The organism is Phormidium tenue FACHB-1052 (assembly GCF_014696675.1).
Lineage (GTDB): Bacteria > Cyanobacteriota > Cyanobacteriia > Phormidesmidales > Phormidesmidaceae > Nodosilinea > Nodosilinea tenuis_A.
The window spans coordinates 543,835-565,178 of record NZ_JACJQN010000001.1 but is presented as its reverse complement, the minus strand read 5'-3'; the positions used below and the strand labels follow the sequence as shown (position 1 = coordinate 565,178).

At 59.4% G+C, this 21,344-nt stretch carries 20 protein-coding genes; 12 read left to right on the top strand and 8 right to left on the bottom strand.

What is annotated here, in order from left to right; all coding sequences use genetic code 11:
* The first annotated feature begins 1 nt into the window (after position 1).
* The 3 genes from H6G07_RS02600 (at position 2) to H6G07_RS02590 (ending at position 3,988) form a co-directional block, all read left to right on the top strand.
* Positions 2–778 (top strand): PilN domain-containing protein, encoded by a 777-nt coding sequence (locus tag H6G07_RS02600; RefSeq protein WP_073606560.1) that lies wholly within the window; start codon positions 2–4, stop codon positions 776–778.
* On the top strand, positions 775–1,683 hold the full coding sequence (locus tag H6G07_RS02595) for a hypothetical protein (protein ID WP_073606561.1): 909 nt from the start codon (positions 775–777) through the stop codon (positions 1,681–1,683). The genes H6G07_RS02600 and H6G07_RS02595 overlap by 4 nt, the downstream gene beginning before the upstream one ends.
* A gap of 109 nt (positions 1,684–1,792) precedes the next feature.
* Positions 1,793–3,988 (top strand): secretin GspD/PilQ domain-containing protein, encoded by a 2,196-nt coding sequence (locus H6G07_RS02590; protein WP_244901893.1) that lies wholly within the window; start codon positions 1,793–1,795, stop codon positions 3,986–3,988.
* A 133-nt stretch (positions 3,989–4,121) separates the two neighbouring features.
* Here H6G07_RS02590 and H6G07_RS02585 read toward each other — a convergent pair whose 3' ends face one another.
* Positions 4,122–4,682, bottom strand: coding sequence for a hypothetical protein (locus H6G07_RS02585; RefSeq protein WP_139296888.1), 561 nt, complete (start codon positions 4,680–4,682; stop codon positions 4,122–4,124).
* 17 nt (positions 4,683–4,699) lie between these two features.
* Complete coding sequence (locus H6G07_RS02580) at positions 4,700–4,852, bottom strand: hypothetical protein (RefSeq protein ID WP_171972930.1); 153 nt, start codon at positions 4,850–4,852, stop codon at positions 4,700–4,702.
* A 93-nt stretch (positions 4,853–4,945) separates the two neighbouring features.
* On the opposite strand from H6G07_RS02580, the gene H6G07_RS02575 reads away from it, so the two are divergent.
* The 5 genes from H6G07_RS02575 (at position 4,946) to H6G07_RS02555 (ending at position 9,640) form a co-directional block, all read left to right on the top strand.
* Positions 4,946–6,067: an ABC transporter ATP-binding protein gene (locus tag H6G07_RS02575; protein WP_073607023.1), complete on the top strand. Its 1,122-nt coding sequence runs from the start codon at positions 4,946–4,948 to the stop codon at positions 6,065–6,067.
* A gap of 124 nt (positions 6,068–6,191) precedes the next feature.
* Positions 6,192–7,355 (top strand): polyamine ABC transporter substrate-binding protein, encoded by a 1,164-nt coding sequence (locus tag H6G07_RS02570; protein WP_206756248.1) that lies wholly within the window; start codon positions 6,192–6,194, stop codon positions 7,353–7,355.
* A gap of 73 nt (positions 7,356–7,428) precedes the next feature.
* Entirely contained in the window at positions 7,429–8,331 is a 903-nt protein-coding gene (locus tag H6G07_RS02565) for an ABC transporter permease (RefSeq protein WP_073606565.1), read from the top strand.
* A gap of 26 nt (positions 8,332–8,357) precedes the next feature.
* Complete coding sequence (locus H6G07_RS02560) at positions 8,358–9,152, top strand: ABC transporter permease (protein ID WP_073606566.1); 795 nt, start codon at positions 8,358–8,360, stop codon at positions 9,150–9,152.
* Between the two features lie 293 nt (positions 9,153–9,445).
* A complete protein-coding gene (locus H6G07_RS02555; RefSeq protein WP_073606567.1) occupies positions 9,446–9,640 on the top strand; it encodes a hypothetical protein in 195 nt (64 codons plus the stop codon).
* A 161-nt stretch (positions 9,641–9,801) separates the two neighbouring features.
* Here the strand turns inward: H6G07_RS02555 and psb35 are convergent, their stop codons facing one another.
* The 5 genes from psb35 to petP form a co-directional block, all read right to left on the bottom strand.
* A complete protein-coding gene (gene psb35 / locus H6G07_RS02550) occupies positions 9,802–9,999 on the bottom strand; it encodes a photosystem II assembly protein Psb35 (protein WP_073606568.1) in 198 nt (65 codons plus the stop codon).
* Positions 10,000–10,128: 129 nt separating this feature from the next.
* The gene (locus H6G07_RS02545) at positions 10,129–12,456 is read right to left on the bottom strand and encodes a transglycosylase domain-containing protein (protein ID WP_199311846.1); all 2,328 of its coding nucleotides are present in this window, start codon (positions 12,454–12,456) and stop codon (positions 10,129–10,131) included.
* Positions 12,457–12,624: 168 nt separating this feature from the next.
* Positions 12,625–13,662, bottom strand: a complete 1,038-nt coding sequence (chlG, locus tag H6G07_RS02540) for a chlorophyll synthase ChlG (protein WP_073606569.1) — start codon at positions 13,660–13,662, stop codon at positions 12,625–12,627.
* A 178-nt stretch (positions 13,663–13,840) separates the two neighbouring features.
* The gene (locus H6G07_RS02535) at positions 13,841–14,941 is read right to left on the bottom strand and encodes a Get3/ArsA fold putative tail anchor-mediating ATPase NosAFP (RefSeq protein WP_073607025.1); all 1,101 of its coding nucleotides are present in this window, start codon (positions 14,939–14,941) and stop codon (positions 13,841–13,843) included.
* Positions 14,942–15,230: 289 nt separating this feature from the next.
* Positions 15,231–15,431 (bottom strand): cytochrome b6f subunit PetP, encoded by a 201-nt coding sequence (gene petP / locus H6G07_RS02530; protein ID WP_073606570.1) that lies wholly within the window; start codon positions 15,429–15,431, stop codon positions 15,231–15,233.
* Between the two features lie 139 nt (positions 15,432–15,570).
* On the opposite strand from petP, the gene hisF reads away from it, so the two are divergent.
* Together hisF and H6G07_RS02520 are read left to right on the top strand one after the other, a co-directional pair.
* Positions 15,571–16,341: an imidazole glycerol phosphate synthase subunit HisF gene (gene hisF, locus H6G07_RS02525; protein ID WP_073606571.1), complete on the top strand. Its 771-nt coding sequence runs from the start codon at positions 15,571–15,573 to the stop codon at positions 16,339–16,341.
* 136 nt (positions 16,342–16,477) lie between these two features.
* Positions 16,478–16,777, top strand: a complete 300-nt coding sequence (locus H6G07_RS02520) for a hypothetical protein (protein ID WP_073606572.1) — start codon at positions 16,478–16,480, stop codon at positions 16,775–16,777.
* 87 nt (positions 16,778–16,864) lie between these two features.
* On the opposite strand, the gene H6G07_RS02515 is transcribed toward H6G07_RS02520, so the two are convergent.
* A complete protein-coding gene (locus tag H6G07_RS02515) occupies positions 16,865–17,665 on the bottom strand; it encodes a peptidoglycan-binding domain-containing protein (RefSeq protein WP_084172822.1) in 801 nt (266 codons plus the stop codon).
* Between the two features lie 150 nt (positions 17,666–17,815).
* On the opposite strand from H6G07_RS02515, the gene H6G07_RS02510 reads away from it, so the two are divergent.
* Positions 17,816–18,568, top strand: coding sequence for a hypothetical protein (locus tag H6G07_RS02510; RefSeq protein ID WP_073606574.1), 753 nt, complete (start codon positions 17,816–17,818; stop codon positions 18,566–18,568).
* A gap of 158 nt (positions 18,569–18,726) precedes the next feature.
* Complete coding sequence (locus H6G07_RS02505) at positions 18,727–21,243, top strand: HD family phosphohydrolase (RefSeq protein WP_073606575.1); 2,517 nt, start codon at positions 18,727–18,729, stop codon at positions 21,241–21,243.
* The last annotated feature ends 101 nt before the right edge of the window (positions 21,244–21,344 follow it).

Here is a 21,344-nt window from a genome sequence, read left to right as displayed (position 1 = left end):
TATGTACGGTCTCGATATCAACTTTCTCAAGGATCGCGAAGTTCGCGTCTTTGAGGCCAAGCCCCGAGCGCGGGGTGGCGGAGTGGCTCCAGGCGATCGCAAACCGCTTATTTTTGGAGGGGCGGCGGCGCTAGCGTTCCTAGCGCTGGTGGGCGGCTACTTGGCGGTGACGAAAAATCAGGTCAACCAGCTTCAAGCCCGCAGTGCTGCGCTCGACGCCGAGACGGCCCAGCTGCAAAGTCAGCTCCAAGAGATCAGCGGTATTCAGGGGCAGATCGACTTAGTTCGCTCTGAAATTAACGCCTTTGTGACGGTTTTTAACGAGATTTTGCCCTGGTCGGCGCTGCTGCAAGATATTCGTACCCGCACTCCAGCCCGCGTTCAAATCGTCAGCCTTAGTGAGACGACGACGACCCCCGAAGCAACTGATCCCAATGTTGTGCCGGAGTCGTCTGAAGGGATTTCCATTAACGGTGTGGCGTGTTCCTACGATGAGATCAATGATTTTGCCCTGGTGCTCCAGCGATCGCCCCTGTTGCAGTCCGAGACTGTAGCGATTAGCCAGGCTCAGCAGCAACCCACCTTGCTTGACCCCCAAACCCAGGGCCGCTGCCCAGGTACTGCCGTAGGCGACCCTGACTTTTTGATCGACTACACCATCGGGGCCAACATTACTGATACCCCAGCCTCCCAGCTGGTGGATGAGCTTGAACGCCAGGGTACGGTCGGTTTAGTAACCCGTCTTCAAGCCCTGAGAGAAAAAGGAGTGATCGAATGACCGCATCGGGTGATTTCCTTCCCGCCGACGATAATCAGGCCTTAGACGTCGGCCCTACTTACCCCAACGTTTTTGGTATTGACTTCACCCCCAAGTTGCAGGGTATTGCTCTGGCAGTGCTGGGTCTGGCCGGATCCTTTGCCCTGTACAACTTTTTAGTCAAGCCTGTAGTGGCGGAAAAAAATGCCCTGGAGATCCAGGTCGCCGAAAAGCAGGCTCAGGTTGACCAGCAGCGGGCCAGTCTTCAAGACCGCGCTGCGCTACAGGCTGAGCTAAATTCGGCTTTAGAGCAACGGGTGGGCGTTTACAGCCTATTGGGTGGTTCCCAAACCCTCGATACCCTGCTGCTCGACATCAACCAGCAGATTCAAAACAGCAACGCTGCGATCGCCGATGTGCTGCGGGCCAACCCCGCTACCCTCGACAATGCCCAACTCGCGGCCCTAGGGCTTACCCGAGAGCAGATTCAGCGGGTCAAGACTCAGTTTGCTGCTACTCCCCAAGTACAAAAACAGCTCTTTTCTTCTGAGCTGCTGCGGTTTAACCCCAGCCCACCAGAGCCAGTTACTGACCGCGCCCCAGAACTCAACGGCAAACTAGAGCGCGTCACTGTCGATGTATCGATGCAGGCGCTGTTCCCGCAGACGCTCAGCATTATGCGCAACATTGAGCGCCTAGAGCCGCTGATCATTATTAAAGATATGCAGCAGAGCATTGCGCCGCCGCCAGCTGACGCCACCGAAGAGGAACTGCTCGGTATTAGCCGATTGCTGCTCACCGACTTCACCCTCGAAGTGCTCGTGCCCATAGGCGACCCCAGCGTTCCGCCCGAGCCGCCCCCGCCGCCTGCTCCCGCCGAGGGTGAAGCCCCCGTCGAAGGTGCGCCTCCGCCTGAGGGTGGCTAGTCCAGCCCTTCAAACCCCGTTGCTACTGCCACCCCAGTGGCCTAATCTACCCACCTAGCCTAGTCAAACCCCGCGCGGCCCAGCCGCATCTGTGATGGAGGAGTGAACCGTGAACCGTCTAATGAACCTGCAACCCTTTCTACTTGGCAGCACCCTCGTTGCCCTAGCCGCCCAGCCTGGCCTGGCCTCAGTAACCAGCATTACCAATGTCCGCCTCAACCCCACCGCCACAGGGTTAGACCTGGTGTTTGACACCCAGGGAGGCGACAACAGCAGCATCTTTACCGTCAGCCAGGGCAACACCCTACAGGCCGACATCACCCGCGCCCAGCTCAACCTACCCGACGGTGGTAGCTTTACCCAGGCTAACCCGGCCCCCGGCATCAGCCAGGTATCTGTGGTGCCCCTCGACGCTAACAGCGTGCGCATCACCGTCAGTGGCACCAGCCAGCCCCCCACTGGGGCCGTAGAATCCAGCGACAACCAGGTGGTGCTGTCGATTCGCAACGATGGTGAGACCGCCCAGGCTCCTACCCCCGTGCCTGCTGAGATCGAAACCGTACCTGCTCCGGCCACTCCTCCTACTGTCGCCCAAGCCGCCCCAGAGCCGGCCCCGGAACCGGCTCCCGAAGCTGCTCCAGAGGTGCCCACTCCGGCCAGTCCCGATGTGCTGGTACCCAGCCCTGAAGTCACCATTGATGGCACCCCTGTGCCTCGCCCTCAGGTGCAGCAAACGCCTCCCTTTTTGCCCCGGGCTGTAGCTCCTCCAATTGGCGATATTGCCGTGGCGGAGGGAGTGCCCTCCTTTAACAACATCAACTTGGGCAGCAACGAGCGAATTCCCAAGCTGCTGCTGCGGGATGCCCCAGCCCGCGAGGTTTTGTCGCTGCTAGCGCGGGCGGCAGGCCTCAACCTGGTGTTTACCCCCGCTGGGGGCGGGACTGAAGGTGGGGCAGAAGGTGGCAGTGCTGATGGCCCGCCCGTCAGTCTGGATATTGAGAATGAATCTGTGCAGGATGTGTTTAACCACGTTCTGCGAGTCACTGGTTTGCAGGCTAACCGGGTAGGCCGCAGTGTCTATGTTGGCCCGACGCTGCCGGTTTCGGCCCAGAATGTCTCTGCTAGAACTCTACGGCTGAATCAAGTTGATGCTGCTGTGGCCACCAACTTCCTGGTGGCCCTGGGTGCCGAGAGCGCCGTCAGTCGAGAGCGCTTGGTCACCAACGTCAATGCTGTGACCGTTGCAGAGGGAACTCCCCCAATTACCGAAACCCAGACCTCAACGGTTGAACAGATCGAGGTGAGCCGGGTCGACTATGAAGATAGCCAAGGAATTCTTCGCGGGTTGCAGGTAGTTGCTGATGAGCGCACTAACTCAGTAACCCTCGTCGGTCGGGCTGATCTGATCGCTATTGCCACCGAGCAACTCACCCGCATTGACTTGCGGAGACGGCAGGTTGCGGTCAACGTCAGAGTTATTGACATTGATCTCAACTCCCTAGATGCCTTTGGTACCAGCTTCTCATTCCAGAACGGGCTGTTTGGGGTGCTTAGCTCTGGCGGTCTCGGTATTCTGAATATTGGCGATGGTGGTACGCCTAATCCTATAAGCCAGGGCACTCCCACGGGCACACCGATCACGCCGCGTCCGCTAGGTGGCCCTGGAGCCAATAATACCTCCGGCAATTTCTTGGCTCAGCTGCTAGGAACGGTGCAAAACGGCAACGGTAAGATCATTACTGACCCCACTTTGATTGTGCAGGAGGGGCAGACGGCTACAGTTCAGCTCACTCAAGATGTGGTGACTGAGCTGACGCAAACCATTGAGGTGACCGAGACGGGAACCTTGACTACCTTAGAAATTGAAACTGAGCCGGCTGGCTTGATTTTGCAAATTGACGTCGATCGCATTGATGACAATGGCTTTGTGTCGCTCTCGGTAGCTCCTAGTATTTCGGCCCCGACCGACAGCTTCACCAGTGACGCTGGTACGTTTTTCTTGCTATCAGAGCGCCAAATTAGCTCGGGTCAGGTGCGCATTCGCGATGGTCAAACCCTGCTGCTTTCCGGCATCATTCAAGAGTCGGAGCGCAACAGCGTCAACAAAATTCCCATTTTGGGCGATATTCCCATTCTGGGGGCGTTGTTCCGCAGCACGGTGACCGACAACCAGCGCCGAGAACTGATTGTGCTGCTGACACCCCAGATTCTAGATGACTCAGACCAGTCGACCTTTGGCTATCAGTACACCCCCAGTGAGTCTGTGCAAGAGATTTTGGAAAATAGAGGTCGCCAGGAAGAATAATCCATTTTCCTGCTGCGAGCTGACTATTTGGGTGGGTAAAGGTTCACAGGTTTTCTGTAAAGAAGACGATTAACTAAACGGGCAGATGCAATGATTGGATGCATCTGCCCTATTTTTTGCTGAGGATGAATGACTACTCAGCGAAGTAGCCGCCATACATGATGTATTCGTCGTTTTGAAGCTGGGTGGCATCCGGATAAAAGGCTACTTCAATCGACTCGGCGGTGTTGGCGTCGGTTTTGGGAATCAGCTTGATGTAGCGGTTTTGGGTGTCGTAAAAGCTGGGGCGGGCCTCTAGTTCCAGCAGATAGCCACCCTCGGTACTGATCAAGGTGTAGGGGCTGACCTGTCCACTGCTCCACTGCACCTGCTCAGGGGTTAGGGTCATGGGGCCAAAGGCGAGCAACACGTTGCTGAGGGGCTGCCATTCTCTGATTAGGGTATTGGGCAGGGTGGCGGTGGGCGTGTTGGCTGGGGCGGCTGGGGTCGGAGCCGGGGCTTGAGTGGGCTGTGCGGCTGGGGTTTCAGGGGCAGAGTCGGTGGGGGACGCTGGGGCAGGGGTTAGGGTTTCGCTTTGGGGCGGCGGGCTGGGTCGGCAGCCGACGATCGCAACCCCCGCAGCGATCGCCATTGCCCACCTTGCCAGGGTAGTCCGACGGCGCTGAAGCGGCGACTGGTCAAGTTTTGCGGGCATAACTGTACTCCCGAGCACTATTTGGTGCCATGGTAACGTTTTGCTGGCTGGTCAATGCCGTCTTTTTGGCGGCTAAGGCGGGGAATATCGGCTTTTTTAGGGCAGGATGCGTCGGCGATCGCCAAGGTGGGTAAAGTAAAGGCAGTGCTGCGCTGGCATCGGCCTAACACTAGGGCTAAAACCAGGGCAGTGGTTGTGACGGCAGCGACTTGTCTATCCCAGGGGCGATCGCTACAGTTGGGATGAACCCAGGAGAAACGGCCATGGCTCAGACGGTGCGTTCTGCGGCAGTGACAGCAACCTCAGCAAGCCTGCCGGATGTCGAACTGCGGCGGGTGGTCAAGGCCTTTGGAGCCGAGATGGCCGTGTGCGATCTCGACCTGACGGTGCAACCGGGCGAATTCTTTAGTATTTTAGGCCCCTCAGGCTGCGGCAAAACCACCACTCTGCGCCTAATTGCGGGGTTTGAAACGCCCACCGCTGGCGATGTGCTGATTCAGGGGGCCAACGTGAGCACCGTGCCCGCCCACCGCCGCCCCGTCAACACGGTCTTTCAGAGCTATGCCCTGTTTGACCACATGACGGTCAAAGACAATATTGCCTTTGGCCTCAAAATTCGCCGCGTGGCATCGGCCCAGGTGCGCGATCGCGTTGCCGAAGCCCTGCGCCTGGTGCGCCTGGAATCTATGGCCACCCGCTATCCCGCCCAACTGTCTGGTGGGCAGCAGCAGCGGGTGGCGCTGGCCCGCGCCTTGGTCAACCACCCAGCGGTAATGCTGCTCGACGAGCCTCTGGGTGCCCTCGACCAAAAGCTGCGCAAGCAGATGCAGGTCGAGCTGACTACCCTGCACCGCCAGCTAGGCATCACCTTTATTATGGTCACCCACGATCAGGAGGAGGCTCTATCGCTCTCTAACCGCATCGCCGTGATGAACAACGGTCAGATTGAGCAGATCGGCACCCCCAGCGACATCTACGATCGCCCTCGTACCGCCTTTGTCGCTGATTTTATTGGCGATACCAACCTGCTGCCTGGGCGCATTGATCAGGTCTATCCCCGCCAGGTGCAAGTCACTACCGGCAGTGGTCTGCGGGTGCTGGCCTGCGCAGCCGACAGCAGCAAGGCTCAGACCGTGGTTGTGAGTGTGCGACCCGAAAAAATTAACCTTAGCCTCAGCGCGCCGACTGCCGCTAATAACTGCTATCAGGGGCACATTAGCCATCTGATGTATCTGGGTACCCACCTCCACTGCGTAGTGCGTCTGGGCTCAGGCGAAACGCTGATGGTGCGCCAGCCCAACCGGGCCGAATCGCTGGTGGGAGTTGATACCGCCGTGTATGTGCACTGGGCCGCCGACGATTGCCTGGTGCTTGATGCGGCCTAGGCGGCGGTGACTTTGGGGCGGCGATCGCGGCGATCGAGCGTTACCCCAGGCCGATCGCCATATACTTAGAAACTAAAGGTAAGGTCGCTCCCTCTTCGCGCTAAAGACGGCGGCGACCGCTGCTATGTCTAGCCCCTTAACCCCCTGGAGAATGCCTGTGCCTGGAACGCGACTACAAACGCCCGCCGACTCGCGCCGTTTTGCCGTGAGTCGGCGGCGGTTTTTGCAGGGGTCAGCAGCGGTCGTAACAGGCTTGGCAGCAGCCAACTGCCGCCAAAACCTGGCGGGGCCACCGGCGGGTGGGGGTTCAAACGACGGCGCTCTGCACATTTACACCTGGGCCAACTACACCGATGATGGCCTTGCCCAGGCCTTTACCGAACGCACGGGCATTCCGGTGGTCGTCGACATATACGATTCCAACGAGATCATGCTCACCCGTCTACAGGCGGGGGGCGGCGACGCCTACAGCATCATTTACCCCTCCGACTATATGGTGTCGGAAATGCTGGAGCTAGACTTGCTCACCGCTCTCGATCAAAGCCGTATTACTGGGCTAGAAAATCTCAGAGCTCAGTGGAGTAACCCCGCCTACGACCCCAACAACGCCCACAGCGTGCCCTTCTGCTGGGGCACCACGGGGCTGCTCTACAACCGCGAGGCCTCCCCCGGCGAACCCACCGACTGGAACTTTCTCTGGGATAACCAGGCTCAACTTTCCCGCCGTATCACCATGCTGGACGATATGCGCGAAACCCTGGGAGCCACCCTCAAGTCGCTGGGCTACTCCTACAACTCCAACAACCCAGACGAGATTGAAGCCGCCTACAACCGCCTGCTAGAGTTGCGGCCCCATATCGCGGCCTTTAAGACTACGGGCTTTGAGAATGAGTTGCTCAGTGGCGACCTGAGCGTGTCGATGGCCTACTCCAGTGATGCGATCGCCCTCACCCTCGAAGACGAGCGCATGCAGTACATCATTCCCGCCAGCGGAGCATCCCTGTGGACTGACACCCTAGCGATCCCTGCCACCGCTCCCAACGTCGATGCCGCCTACCAGTGGATCAACTTTCTGCTGGAGCCAGAGGTGGCTAGCTCCGCCGTAGAGCGCCTGTTCTTTGCCACCGCCAACCAGGCTGCCTTTGACCTGCTGCCCGCTGATATTCAAAACAACGCCGACCTTTATCCCCCTGATGAGATTTTGGCTAAGAGCGAAGGCATTGTGGCCGTCAATACCGCCAGCACCGATCTGTTTGACCAGTTTTGGACTGAAGTGACCAGCGCTTAGAGACTTCAAAGTTCAAAATTCAAAGTTTTGAATTTTGAACTTTGAATTTTGCATTTCTACAGGCTCCTCCCCCATGACCCCTGCCCCCTCCCCTACTCCCTCGACCACCTGGGCCGATCGCCTTGCCCCTCGACGCTGGCTGGGGCCGGTGACACTGCTGGGGCCAGCGGGGGTGTGGCTGCTGGTGCTGCTGGTGCTGCCCACCTTGCTGATTCTTGAGATCAGCCTGGTGCCGGGGCTGCGGCTGGGGCAGCCCAGCGAAGGCTATGGCCTGGGCAACTACCTGCAAATTTTGCAGCCGGTGTACCTGCGGGTGATTGGGCGATCGGTGGCGTTTGCGGTCGGCTCGACAGCGCTGTGCCTGCTGCTGGGCTTCCCGGTGGCCTACTGGCTGGCGCTGATGTCGCCCCAGCGGTGGCGTAACCTGTTGCTGGTGGCCTTTATTATGCCGCTGTGGACGTCGTCGCTGCTGCGGGCCTATGCCTGGACGACCATTCTGCGCCCCAGCGGCGTGCTCAACGCGATGCTGACGGCGATCGGGCTACCTGCCCAAAACTGGCTCAATACACCGACGGCGGTGTTTATTGGCCTCACCTACAGCTTTTTGCCCTACATGGTGCTGATTCTTTACGCATCTCTCGAAAAGCTCGACACCCGGCTGTTAGAAGCGGCGGCTGACCTGGGGGCTACCCCCCGCCAGTGCTTTTGGAAAATCACTGTGCCCCAAACCCTGCCCGGCATCGCAGCGGCCAGCCTGCTGGTATTCATCAGCACCCTCAGCGATTTTGTCGTGCCTACATTGCTCGGTGGGGCCTCGTCGATGAATATTTCGCGACTGATTTACAACCAGTTTCTCGGCCCCACCCGCGCCTGGGGGTTTGGCTCAGCCCTCAGCATGGTGCTGATTTTGGCGGTCAGCCTGGCGATCGCCCTCCTGATCCGCTACGGCGATCGCAACACCGTCACCGAAGCCTGACTCCCCATCCCCCTCACTCTTCACCTATGCCATCCCGCTCCGTCACCTGGCCCAGCCTTTTCACCGCGCTGATGTACGCCTTCATGTACTTCCCGATCATTGTGCTGGGAGCATACAGCTTTAGCGACTCGCGCTACAGCGCTAGCTGGGGCGGCTTTAGCCTGCGCTGGTACCAATCGCTGTTTAGCGATCGCCGTCTGCTGGCTGCCCTGCAAGATAGTCTGATCATTGCGATCGTGGCGGTGGCGATTTCGGCGGTGCTGGGCACGCTGATGGCGATTGGTTTGGCCCGCCATCGGTTCCCAGGTAAGGGGCTGTATCGGGGCATGTCGTATCTGCCGCTGATTATTCCTGACATTGCGATCGCGGTGGCGACCCTGGTGTTTTTGGCGTCGGTAGCAGTACCCCTCAGTCTGGCCACCATCATTGCCGCGCACATGGTGTTTTGCCTGGCCTACATTGCAGTAGTGGTATCTAGCCGCATCCAGCGTCTTGACCCCAACCTCGAAGAAGCCGCCCTAGATTTAGGGGCAACCCACACCCAGGCTCTGTTCAAAGTGCTGCTACCCCAGCTAGCACCGGGGATTTTGGCGGGCTGTCTGCTGGCCTTTGTGCTCAGCATGGATGACCTGCTGATCTCTAGCTTTACCGCTGGGGGCGGCGCTAACCCTCTGCCTATCGAAATCTTTAGCCGGGTACGCACTGGGGTTAAGCCCGATATCAATGCCCTCAGCGTAGTGTTAATTTTGGGCTCTGCTCTGCTGGCCGGGATAGCCGAGTATGTGCGCTACTGGGGCGATCGCCAGCGCCAGAAAACCTAAAGCCATCATCGACTCTGATCTGGGGAACCTACTGGCAGGTTTGGGCTTCTGTAGAGAAGATGCAATAGCTGGGCCGATCGCCTCATTAAGCTTGATTTGTTTGCGTCAATCAATTCAGCCGCCGCTTGGCCTACAGCATAGAAACTATTTTGCAGTGATCTAAACCACAGCTAGAGCTGCGGTCTGTCACCGCGTGACCAGCTTAGGATCATGCTTGAGAAAAGGCTGTATCACTCTGCAATTGGGAGTTACAGGCGATATTGGGTATAGCCTCAATAGTTCAGGTCGTCACCATGCCTCAAACCACCAGCCAGTCGCTCAAAGCCCTCGTCGATCAAATCTTTGCCGAACGCCGCATTAGTCGCCAGGTGCAGCGAGAGCTGATGGAGAATTTGCTCAGCCAGCCCACCCTGAGCAATCAAGACCACGCTACGGCCCAGCGGGTATTTGAAGCGATTCGCCAGGGACGACTGCGGGTAGTTGATTAAGCCTGCCTGGATGACCTGCCCTACCAGAGATAGCGATCGCTGAAAAATCGCAAGACAATCGCCGCCCAAGCCCACAGCTCAGACGGCAGCGCGATCGCTAAAACGCCATCCCTATGCCCCTAGCCCGCAGTGAGGCTGAAGCTGTAGCGATTGCAGATGGCCTAAACCTCCTCGCCTTCCTCTGCATTGACAGTGGGAACAAAGTCAGGCTTCTCTTTGTTTTCCCAGCCTGCGGGGCGCTTGGAGTTGTACCAGGCGACAGAGCCAATGGTGACTGCGGCGATGAAGCCCACTACATACACCAGCACAAACGACGAACCTGCGGCAGCTTCACCTGCGGTCGCAAAATAGAGTGACATAGCTAACTAAACTCCAAAATCAGTTGTGTATCATCCTACGACGGCAGGTTACCCCTAGGGATCACCCCCAGGTCTGACCCTTGAGAGGTCTGTAGGGCTTGGTTGTAGCTCAGCACTCTACCCCAAGGCCTATTCCCCATCGGCGGGCGGCGGAGCTACGAGGGGCGGCGGCGGTGCCACAATCGGCGGCGGGGCTGGGGCCGGAGCGGGAGCCGCCGGGGCCGGTGCAGGTGGGGCAGTATTGATCGGCGGTGGGGCTGGGGCCGGAGCAGGAGCCGCTGGGGCAGGAGCCGCTGGGGCAGGGGCTGCCGGTTCGGGTGATGCCGGTGGTCTGCTGCTAGAGCTATTGCCGCTAGAGCTATTGTTAGAGGCTCGTGCCGGCGGCGCTGCGGCTTCACCGCCACTACTCGTATTAGAACTGCTCTCTGAGCGTCGCGATCGGCGGCGCTCTCCACCGCCAGAGCTAGAGGCCGCCTCTGCCGATCGCGACGGGCCACTCTCAGCAATCACGCGACCGGGCTTGACCGGGCTGAGGGTAATGCTGCCCTCACGTCCACCTAGCCGCGGCACACTGGGAAACTGCTCAACGGGGATATCGTCAGTGAGCTTAGCCATAAAGCTACGCCACACCCCAGCTGCCATACTGCTAGCACCGTTAGTGGGGGTATTGTCGTCGTTGCCCATCCACACGCCAGCCACCAGCTGGGGAATGTAGCCGACAAACCAGAGGTCACGGTACTCTTCGGAGGTGCCGGTCTTGCCAGCAACAGGTCGCCCTAAGTAGGCATTGCTGCCAGTGCCGCCTTCTACGACGCCGCGCAGCATCCAGGTCATAATCGCCGCGCTGTCGGCATCGATCGCCTGTTCCGACTCGTTAGGGCGCTCGTAGATCACCTCGCCGCTGCTGTTCAGCACCCGGCGAATGCCGTGGGCGGGGCGATGAATGCCTTTGTTGGCTAGGGTGCCATAGGCGCTGGTCAGCTCTAGCAGGTTGACCTCAGAGGTGCCCAGGGCGAGAGAATAGGCGGGCAGCAGCGGCGACTCAATACCCATGCGCTCTGCCAGTTTTACCACCGGGTCAAAGCCTACATCCACCAGCAGCTTCACCGCCACAATGTTGACCGAGTTGCGCAGAGCCTGAAGCAACTCCATGCTGCCGCTGTAGTCTTTGCCGTAGTTCTTTGGCTCGTAGCCATCGACTACGTAGCGGGCATCCATGTAGTTTTTGTAGGGCGATATGCCCCCGGCGATCGCCGCCGCATACACAAACGTCTTAAACGTAGAGCCCGGCTGTCGCTGCGCCTGGGTCACCCGGTTGAACTGGTTTTCACTGGTAAAATCGGTGCCCCCGACCATGGCCTTAATTTCGCCGTTGCGGGGGTCTACGGCCACTAGCGAGACCTGCCCCACATTCTGCCAACCGCTGTAGCGGGCGACGGCGTCTTCAACGGTTTCTTCAGCCCGGCGTTGCCAAACGACGTTGAGGGTGGTTTCTACCGTTAGCCCGCCCGCTTCTAGCTGGTCGGGGGGCAGCAGCGCCTCTAGCTGCTTTTGAATGTAAATGGTGAAGTAGGGAAACTCGCTGTAGAGAAACTTGGGCTGGTTGGGGGTGACGGCCACCTCTGCCGTAATGGCCTCTTCTGCCTCGACGCCGCTGATGGCTTCGGTCGCTAGCATGCGGCGAATGACGCGATCGCGCTGGTTGCGGGCGGCCTCGGCATTGACCGTAGGGGAATACAGGCTGGGGGCTGGGGCCATACCGGCAATCATCGCCGACTCAGCTACCGTGAGCTGGTCGATGGTTTTGCCGAAGTACACCCAGGAGGCGTCGGCTACACCGTAGGCCCCAGAACCGAGATATACCAGGTTGAGATAGCGCTCAATAATTTGTTCTTTGGTCAAGCTCTCTTCAAGCTTGGTGGCCATCATGGCCTCTTTGATTTTGCGCTGAAAGCTCCGCTCTTGGTCAAGAAAGACGATGCGAGCTAGCTGCTGGGTAATGGTGCTGGCCCCTTCCACCAGATCGCGGTTTTGCACGTTAGCCCAGACAGCGCGGGCAATGCCCCGATAGTCAACCCCGCTGTGCTCGTAGAAGCGCTGGTCTTCGGAGGCGATAAAGGCCTGCACCAGGTGCTCGGGCATCGAGTCGTAGGTAATGGTCTCGCGGGAGGCGGGGCCAAGCTTTTGCAAGATCACCCCGTCCGCCGACGTCATGGTGATGGTGCCGTCGCGCTGGTAGGTGAGGGCCTGGTCAGGAGCGGGCAAACTGGCGTTAGTCGCCTCAATGACGCGGTAAGCGCGGGTGCCGCCTCCGGCTATGCCCGCCCCAGCCAGCAGCACCACCCAAAACAAAGGGCGCAAAAACAGAGGCCGATAGCTGCGCGGTGACTCCGGCTTTTCGCCCGATGGCCCAGGCTGAGACTCTGCCGACTGACGAGACCGTGAGCCACTGATCACACTACCCCCAGACCTGCTGCGTCCTGAGGGATGCGACGATTTCCTCGAAGGAAACGGCAGCCGGGTTAACCAAGATCGAGCCATAGCAGCTTTGCCTTTCACATCCTCTGTGAACTGTATGGGGTTTCGGTCATTTCTTCAAGGGTACAGCCGCGATCGCGCGGATCCCTAAAGTGCCGTATGCCCCAAGGCCAGCCCTGTTACCAGCATACCTAACACCAAAAAAGGCTGGGCGCTGGCCTGGTATTTGACGTCGTTGCCCAGCGGGTCGCGCAGAAAATACATATCTTGAAACGTGATCTGGGGAATGATCAACAGCACCAGCAGCACGGCGTAGAGATTTTGGTGAATCGCCATCAGGTAGGCGGCGACGCCCCCCTGGAAAATGTCGATCGCCAACACGCAAATCCAGGCGGCGGTGGTGACACCAAACATCACCGGCAGCGACTTGAGGCCCATCTGGCGATCGCCCTCCACGCTCTTAAAGTCGTTGACCACTGCAATGCCCAAGCCCGCTAGGCTGTAGAACAGGGTAAGCACCACAATCTTCCAAGTCAGGGTGCCAAACAGAGCGTGGCCCGCCCACCAAGGCAGCGCGATGTAGCTGGCCCCTAAGGCGTAGTTGCCCAGCCAGCCGTTTTGCTTGAGCTTCAACGGTGGGGCGGAGTAAATGTACGACACAAACGAGCCGCCGATCGCCAGAGCGGTAATGATCGGGAAGCTGTGCCCGGCCCAGCGATCGAGACTAAAGGCAATGGCGATACCAGCCACCAGCAGCACCAAAATTTGAGTCACTACCTGGGGAATGGAGATTGCCCCCGAGGGGATGGGCCGATAGGGCTCGTTGATGGCGTCAATGTCGCGATCGTAGAAGTCGTTGAGGGTTTGGGTGTAGCCCGTTAGCAGCGGCCCCGCAAACAGCATGCAGGCAGCGGCGATCAGCACGTGCTCTAAACTCCAGCGGTAGTTGCCGGAGGAGGCTGCTCCACACACCACGCCCCAGATCAACGGAATCCAGGTGATCGGCTTCATTAGCTGGAGGCGAATTTTCCAGATCGAGGTTTCGCCCGATTTCGCCCCCTTCATGCCCAAGAGCTGGCGGGCGGCGTTGCCCTGGGCCTCGGGTGCAATTTCAGCAGCAATCTCAGCAGCAGGGGTTTGGTCTGGAGCGTCGTTGACCGGTGTGGAGGACGGTGGTTCAGCCATGGTGGGGAAACTGCTACAGGTTGATACAACGTCGATCAGAGCTTAAGCAAAACTTGGGCGGGGGAATTGCCATCCCTACCCACGGTGCCACATTTCCTGGGTCAGAATCAAACCCTAGTCAAGGTGAGGAGAGATTTTCCTGCGAACCCGTGACATCGAGCAGCTAGCCGCGAACGCCCTAACTAAAGGAAATCACCAAGTGCTGATCCTGAAACTTGGCTCCGGCGACCGCTTTGCCCTGGAGTGCAGGGGGCAGCAGCAGGTTGCGCCGCTGATCGCCCGCCTCAATGGTGACCTCGGGGCCATACTGGGTGAGCTTGACCTGGGTTTTATCGAAACTAGGTAAGAAGAGCCGCACGGTCTTCGTCGCTGCATCCACGGTCACGGGGCGTGGGGCGGCGGCGGCCCACTGGGCTGGGTCGGGCAAAGCTTCCACCGCTGCATCCCATCCCTGGTCGATGACTGAGGGCAGGGGCACCTGGGGCAGGGGCGCAAAGGCGTGGATCTGCTCGGCATCGAGCACGCCGTGGTTGACCAAAACACCGCCCACTGTCAGCCCAATCTGCTGGGCGCTGCCCCACAGGTAGCGAGCCGTCGCCACCGACCCCGCCGTGGGCGTGGTGACTAAGAAGGCGGCCATGCGGCTGGGGTTAGTGACGGCCTGGCGGCCCTCTTCGAGCTGCGATCGCACCTGCCCGGTGGGCTGATCGAGCACATCCCCCGACCAGTCAACGGCAAGCACCGCCGAGGCCATAGGCTGCAAAAAGGGTGAGATTACCCGGCCCACATCGGACTGCTGAAACACGCCGCGAAACCGCCGCAGGTACCAATCGAGAATTTCGGGCATACCCAGCATGCGCAGGGTGGCCAGAGCTTCGCTACCGTCATAAATGATCACGTCGTAGCGATCGCTGCCATCGAGCTGTCTCAAGGTGTTTAGCGCTAGGGCGCTATCGATGCCCGGCATCACCCCCAGCTCTTGACCATAGACCGCCTTGAGAAAGGGCGTCCGCAGATACTGCGATTCCAGCGCTTTGACTTCGTCCCAGCTTTTTTCTAGCAGCGCTGCGGTTTGAAACTGCATGACCCACAGCTTGGGCTCTAGCTCCTGGGGTTCGACGCTCAGGGCCTGACCCAGCAGCAGTGCTGGAGCTGGCGTTACATCCTGAATGGCCAACAGCACCCGCTGACCGGCCCGCGCCCGCTGCTTAGCGGCGGCGATCGCCACAGTTGTGCTGCCGCTGCCGCCCTTACCCAAATAGGTGAGAATTAATGCCATAGGAAAAACGGGGCCTTTGCGTTGGTCAAGTTGTTGCCGCTGCCACGGGGGCCAAGGCCGCCTGGAGCCAATCGACTCTGCATCCCAAACCAGGGGAATCCACATCGATCATCTCGGGGTCTGATAGCGATGAAATCTCTCTAAAAGAGGAGATTGGCTTCAGATTCTTTCTCTTTCGCGTTCAGAAGCCGATAGTTAGAAGCCTCGCGTCTGCCCCCTTGATGACGGGGGCAGAGACATCATGCCAAGCACCTAGCAGCTCTCAAGCGTGCCTCAGCGAGGCCGTTCGCTACTGAACGGCAGACAGCTCATCTTCAAAGAACCAGGTGGTGTAGCTATCCTCAAACTCGACCACGACGCCAACGTCGCTGCCGTCCACCATTTTAAACTGGCTCACGACACCGCGCTTGCCGAGGTAAGCTGCCACATTCTTAGAAACCCGATCGCGAAGACGGGATACTTTCACCTTCTGGCCAATCTCTAAAGCCATGTCTACTAAGGGCTCCAACTGCGTTTCCAACGATAAAACCAAGAGACAGTGTATCAGCGTCTTGGCCTCTGATGATCGTCATAATCCTCTATTGTGGAACCGGGGAATGGGTTAATTTGCCATTGGTAAGGAGAACGCAATGCTGGCCAAACGGATTGTGCCCTGTCTAGATGTCAAAGCTGGCCGGGTGGTAAAAGGGGTCAATTTTGTTGACCTGCGCGATGCGGGTGATCCGGTGGAGCTAGCCCAGGCCTACAACCAGGCGGGAGCCGATGAACTGGTGTTTCTCGATATCACGGCCACCCACGAAGACCGCGACATTATCTACGACGTGGTCTACCGCACGGCGGAGCAGGTGTTCATTCCCCTCACGGTGGGGGGAGGTGTGCAATCCTTAGAGACCATTAAAAAATTGTTACGGGCCGGGGCCGACAAGGTCAGCATCAACTCGGCGGCGGTTAAGCAGCCAGAGCTGATCAAAGCGGCCAGCGATCGCTTTGGAGCGCAGTGCATTGTGGTGGCGATCGATGCCCGCCGTCGCCTCGATCCTGCCAATCCGGGGTGGGATGTCTACGTGCGTGGCGGGCGCGAGAATACGGGGCTTGATGCCCTCGCCTGGGCCGAGGAAGTCGTCAACCAAGGAGCGGGCGAGCTGCTGGTCACCAGCATGGATGCCGATGGTACCCAGGCGGGCTACGACCTCGACCTCACCCGCGCCATTGCCGATCGCGTGCCGGTGCCGGTGATTGCCTCCGGCGGGGCGGGCAACTGCGACCATATTCACCAGGCTCTCACCGATGGGAAGGCCGAGGCGGCCCTGCTGGCCTCACTACTGCACTACGGACAGTTGACGGTGCAGCAGGTGAAGGAGCATTTGCGCGATCGCCAGGTGGCCGTGCGCATGACCTAAAGTTTCCTCTCCCTAGGTCAAACCTAAAGACATTCTGTGGAAGCCACGCCAGTTTTATGAATGCCTGTTACGATGTGTAACATATAGACTTAGTCATTAATCTGACTATTCATATCGTTACAACAGTTATTGTTCCATGCTGCTGCTTATCCTGACTATTGTTATTGCCTTGGTGGCTTGGGCGCTCCGCTTAATGGAGCAGGCCGTTAAGGGTCAGGAATTTTCCCTGATGCTGGCGGGTTTCTTGGTGGCCTCCTCTGCTGCCGCCCTGATGGGGGTTTACTTTCTGATGGGCAACTACATGCTCTATATGGATCACGCTAGCCAGCAGATGTCTACCATGGAAGCGCTAGATATCCCCTACTTTACCTACGCCAGCGCTACTCTGCCTGAGTCGGCCAACGCTTTAAACGACTGGTTTATTCAGCCAGACTAAGATTTCGCCCAACACAAATATATTTAAGCCGCCGAGAAGTGTCTTAGGCGGCTTTATTTTGGTTGTTTGCGGTAGGCAGTCGTGCTTTTAGTTGAGCGCTCGCCAGGTGGCAGGGCCAACAATGCCGTCTACGGTCAGGTCATTGGCGGCTTGGGCAGCACGCACGGCGGCCTCGGTTTGGCTGCCAAATACCCCATCAATGGCACCGCTGTAAAATTTCTTGGTGCGCAGGCGCTGCTGGAGCTGCCGCACAGCGTCGCCCTCCATGCCGGGGCGCAGCACGGGGAGAGCCGCTGGGGTGCTGCTGCTAGGGTTTGCGGGCGTGGTCGTGGCTGAGGGAGTAGTCGTGGCCGGAGGGTTGGTCGTGGCTGGAGGATTGGTTGCCGGTGGTCTTGTACCGCTAGGGGCCGCAGTCGCCGATGAAGTTGTACTGCCAGTTGTGGCCGTCGGCGGGTTGGCCTCCCCCGGCGGGGTTGGAAACAGGCGGCTCCAGGTGGCAGGGCCAACAATGCCGTCGGCGGTAATGCCTGTAGCGGTTTGAAACCGGCGGGCGGCGGCGGCGGTGTCTTCTTGGTAAATGCCGGTGACCGGGCCAGGGTAGTAGCCCAGTAGCATCAGCATCGACTGTAGTTCTCGTACTGACTCCCCCTGGCTGCCTAGCTGAAGGGTTGGCCGGACAATGCGACCGCCGCTCACCGTGGGCGTAGCGGGTTGGCTAGCCGGGGGCGTCTCCTCGGTTGGGGTTTGAGCCCAGCTCACGGACGTGGTCAGGCTTAAGCCTAGGGCGATGGCGCAGCCTCCCCAAAGGGGAATCGCCGCGACTGCTCCCCGGACGCGGCGGCCTCCCCCTGGAGTCAGCCGTTGTATAAAAGGGGAGACACAAAACATAGACTTGGCTCCAGGCAGGGTGACAGAACGCAAGAGAACCCCAAGGGCTTGACAGCAAGCATTATAGGATTGCTGTCAGCAAATAGACTACTACACCCCTTAAAATTCAACCGGGACTTCATTCGGGTCGATGGATAAGCGAAATACGCCATGGTTCAAGCCAGTACACAGCACGATCGTCTGGCGGCGGCCCTAGAGGCTGTCGTGATTAGCGATCGCAGCGCTTGCCTTCCTAACGTCACCGCAGACCTGGGGTGGCAAGCGGGCCTGCTGCAAACGGCTGCCGCCTGCGCTAGGGGAGAGCGGCTGCTGGGGCCGCATTGGCAAGCCCACTTTCAATCGCTGACTAGTCCGGCGGTGGCGCTGAACGCTTTACCCTATCTGTGGGTCATGGCTGATGCCCATGGCCACCACCGAGGCGCTGTGTATCGCTGGATAAAAGACCTGGAACTGTCTCCGGCGGCGGCTGTGGCCTGCGAGCAGTTGTTTGCCATCCTCTGTCGGCGGATGGGATCGGTTTATAGCCTAAGTGCTCTAGCCCCTGTCCTGCCCAGTGGAGTGAGTGCTTGGCATGACAATGGCCCGGTGGTGCAGGCCCTTAGCCTAGTGGTTCAGAGCCAGGGGCAGTTGGCGGTGGCCTTGGGCCTGGCTCGTCATCGAGAATGGTCGGCGGCGGCGATTGCCCTGGTAGGTCTGCTGACGGGGCTAACAGGCGGACGTGCTGGGCTAGGGACCGCGCTGCGCCAGCGCTGGCTGATTGACTATTGCCCTGCTCTGCCCGATCCCTGGCAAGGGTTAGATGCCGGTGCTCTGGCGGTCCTGGCGGCGGCACTGCATCGCCGTTGGGCAGGGGTAGCGCCGCCCAACCTAGCGCCCAGTTTTCCTTTGGGGCTGAGGGGTTGACGCGGTGGGCACAGGCGTTGACCATAGCCGCCGCCTATAATAGCGTTTGAGAGGTCTTCGTTGGGCTCAAAGCCCTGGTGGTTCGGGGAAGCGGCGCGCTCAAACCTTTAGTCTGGAGTTCCTCGGCCTCTGCCCGCCCCCTTTAAATGTCTCAATTTATGAAGGCAATTCAGGACATTGTGGCTGCGGTCGAGCGCTGGTGGGCTCTAGAGCAGCGGGCTACAAAGCCGACTCCCCCACGTTCTACGCTGTCACCGCGATCGCTATCTCTGACTGTGGAATCGGTGGATGCCGGGGTGATCGCTACCTCAGCCCAGCGCCGCGTGGAAGGCTGGCCACAGCCCTGCCGCCCGCTCCGACGGCGCAAAAATATTCGCCATCCCCATTTTGCCTTTGCGGTCGCCACGCTAGGGCTGACAACTATTCTGGGGCAGCGTTTCTACAATCAGCCAGAGTTACAGGTGGGCAGCATTGCCCCTAACACCGTGCTGGCTCCAAGCACGGTGCGCGTAGAAGATGAAGAAACCACCGAAGAGCGCCGCCGTGATGCCCGCAATGGTGCCCTACGGGTGCTTCGAGTTGACCCCACCGTCGATGACTCGGTGCTGCGATCGCTGAACGCCTTGATGGATCAAGTGGGCGATATTCGCCGCCAGGCCGGTGGGGTGCCCTTTGTGGCGACCAGCAAACTGTCAACTCAGGTACAGATCTACCTGCGCCGCTCCGACGACGCCACCTGGCTAAAGCTGCGCAGCCTGATCGACCCCCTGGCCGACGACAGCGCCAGGGGTGAGCAGGTGCCCCTGGAGACACTGCTGCGCAAGCAAACCATTACCCCTGACCAGCAGACGGCCCTGGGCGAGCTGTGGGCCTACGGCCAGCGATCGAGTAGCCAAGAGCTGGCAAAACTGCTGACAGCGGTAGAAAAGTCTCGGCAGAGCTATCAAGAGGCGATGGCCAATTTAACCCTGCTGGCCGCCCAGGCCGAAGGTGTTACTGAGGCTCCTCCGCTGTTTGATCTGCCGGTGCAAGACTGGGTCAGCGCCCAGGCCGAGATTCGCCAAGCTGCCGAGCGCATGCTGGCCCAGGGCATTCATGCTGGGCTGCCGCCCGAGATGCTCGATCGGGCCGCCTACCTTCAGCTCAAAGACAATCTGCCCCGCCCCATCGAGCCCCTTGCCCGTCAGCTCTTGCTTTCGTCCCTAGAGCCCAACCTGGTCGAAGATAGCGATCGCACCCGGCAGCAGGCCGACATGGCTGCAGAGTCGGTGAAGCCGGTGATTGTCGAGGCGCAGCAGGGCGCGCTGATTGTGTCCGCTGGAGAAGCCATCAGTCAGGAACAGTTTGTGCTGCTCGACACCTTTAATCTTAGCCAGCGCCGCTTTAACTACTGGGGGCTGGCCATGTTTGGTGGGCTGGTGGCGGGCGGGGTAGGCCTGTTTTTGCTGGTCGAGCACTGGGTGCCCCAGCGGCTGCGCCAAAAAGACTATCTGCTGCTGTCGGCGATGGTGGTCAGCACCGGGGTGATGCAAATTTTTGGGATAGCAGCCTACGGGCTACCGGCTATTGGTCTGTTGGCAGGCAGCTTCTACGGCCCGGTGCTGGGCGGCACGTTGGTGGTGCTGGTGGCGGTGTTGCTGCCGGTGGGTTCTGCGGTGAGCAGCATTTCGTTTATAGCGGGGGCGGCGGGGGCGCTGGTGTGCAGCCTGCTAGCCAGCCGCATGCGATCGCGCGAAGAGCTGGCCCTGCTGGGCGGTGGTGTCGGCCTCACCCAGGGGGTGGTTTACCTGCTGCTGACCCTGGTGGTGAGCCCGGTTTCGCTAATTTCTGCCTGGTCGGGGATGCTCACCGGCGCGGCGCTCCAGGGCATCTATGGGGTGATCTCTAGCATTGCCGCCCAGGGCCTGAGCCCCTACCTAGAGCACCTGTTTGACCTGGTCACCCCGATTCGCCTGGCCGAGCTGTCGAGCCCCAACCGCCCCATGCTAAAGCGGCTGGCCTCCGAAGCGCCGGGCACCTTTCAGCACACGGTGTTTGTGTCGAGCCTGGCCGAGGCCGCTGCCCGCGCCCTGGGGTGCAACGTCGAGCTGGTGCGGGCCGGTACGCTCTACCACGACATCGGCAAAATGCACGACCCCCAAGGCTTTATCGAAAATCAGATGGGCGGCCCCAACAAGCACGACGAACTTAACGACCCCTGGCTCAGCGCCGCCATCATCAAAAAGCACGTCACCGAGGGCATTGTGATGGCCCGTAAGTGCCGCCTGCCCAAGGCGGTGCGATCGTTTATTCCTGAGCACCAGGGCACGATGCTGATCAGCTACTTCTACCACCAAGCCCAGGAGTTGGCCAAGAATGAACCGAACCTGACGGTGCAAGAAGCTGACTTCCGCTACGATGGCCCCATTCCCCAGTCGCCCGAGACCGGTATTGTCATGTTGGCCGACTCCTGTGAGGCAGCGCTGCGATCGCTCACCAATGCCACCCCCGATGAAGCCCTGGCCATGGTCAATCGCATTCTGCGCGCCCGCTGGAAAGATAACCAACTGGTAGAATCGGGCCTCACCCGCGACCACATGACCCTGATTGCCGAAATTTTCGTTCAGGTGTGGCAGCAGTACAACCACAAGCGAATTGCTTACCCGAAGGCGGCGCTGGCTCCGAAGGCGGGGTAGGGAAGTGAATAAGTTATGAGTGTTAAATTTTGAGTTTTGAGTTAAATTCTGGCCAAAACAATTCAAAACTCAAAATCCAAAACTCAAAACTTCTCTCCACC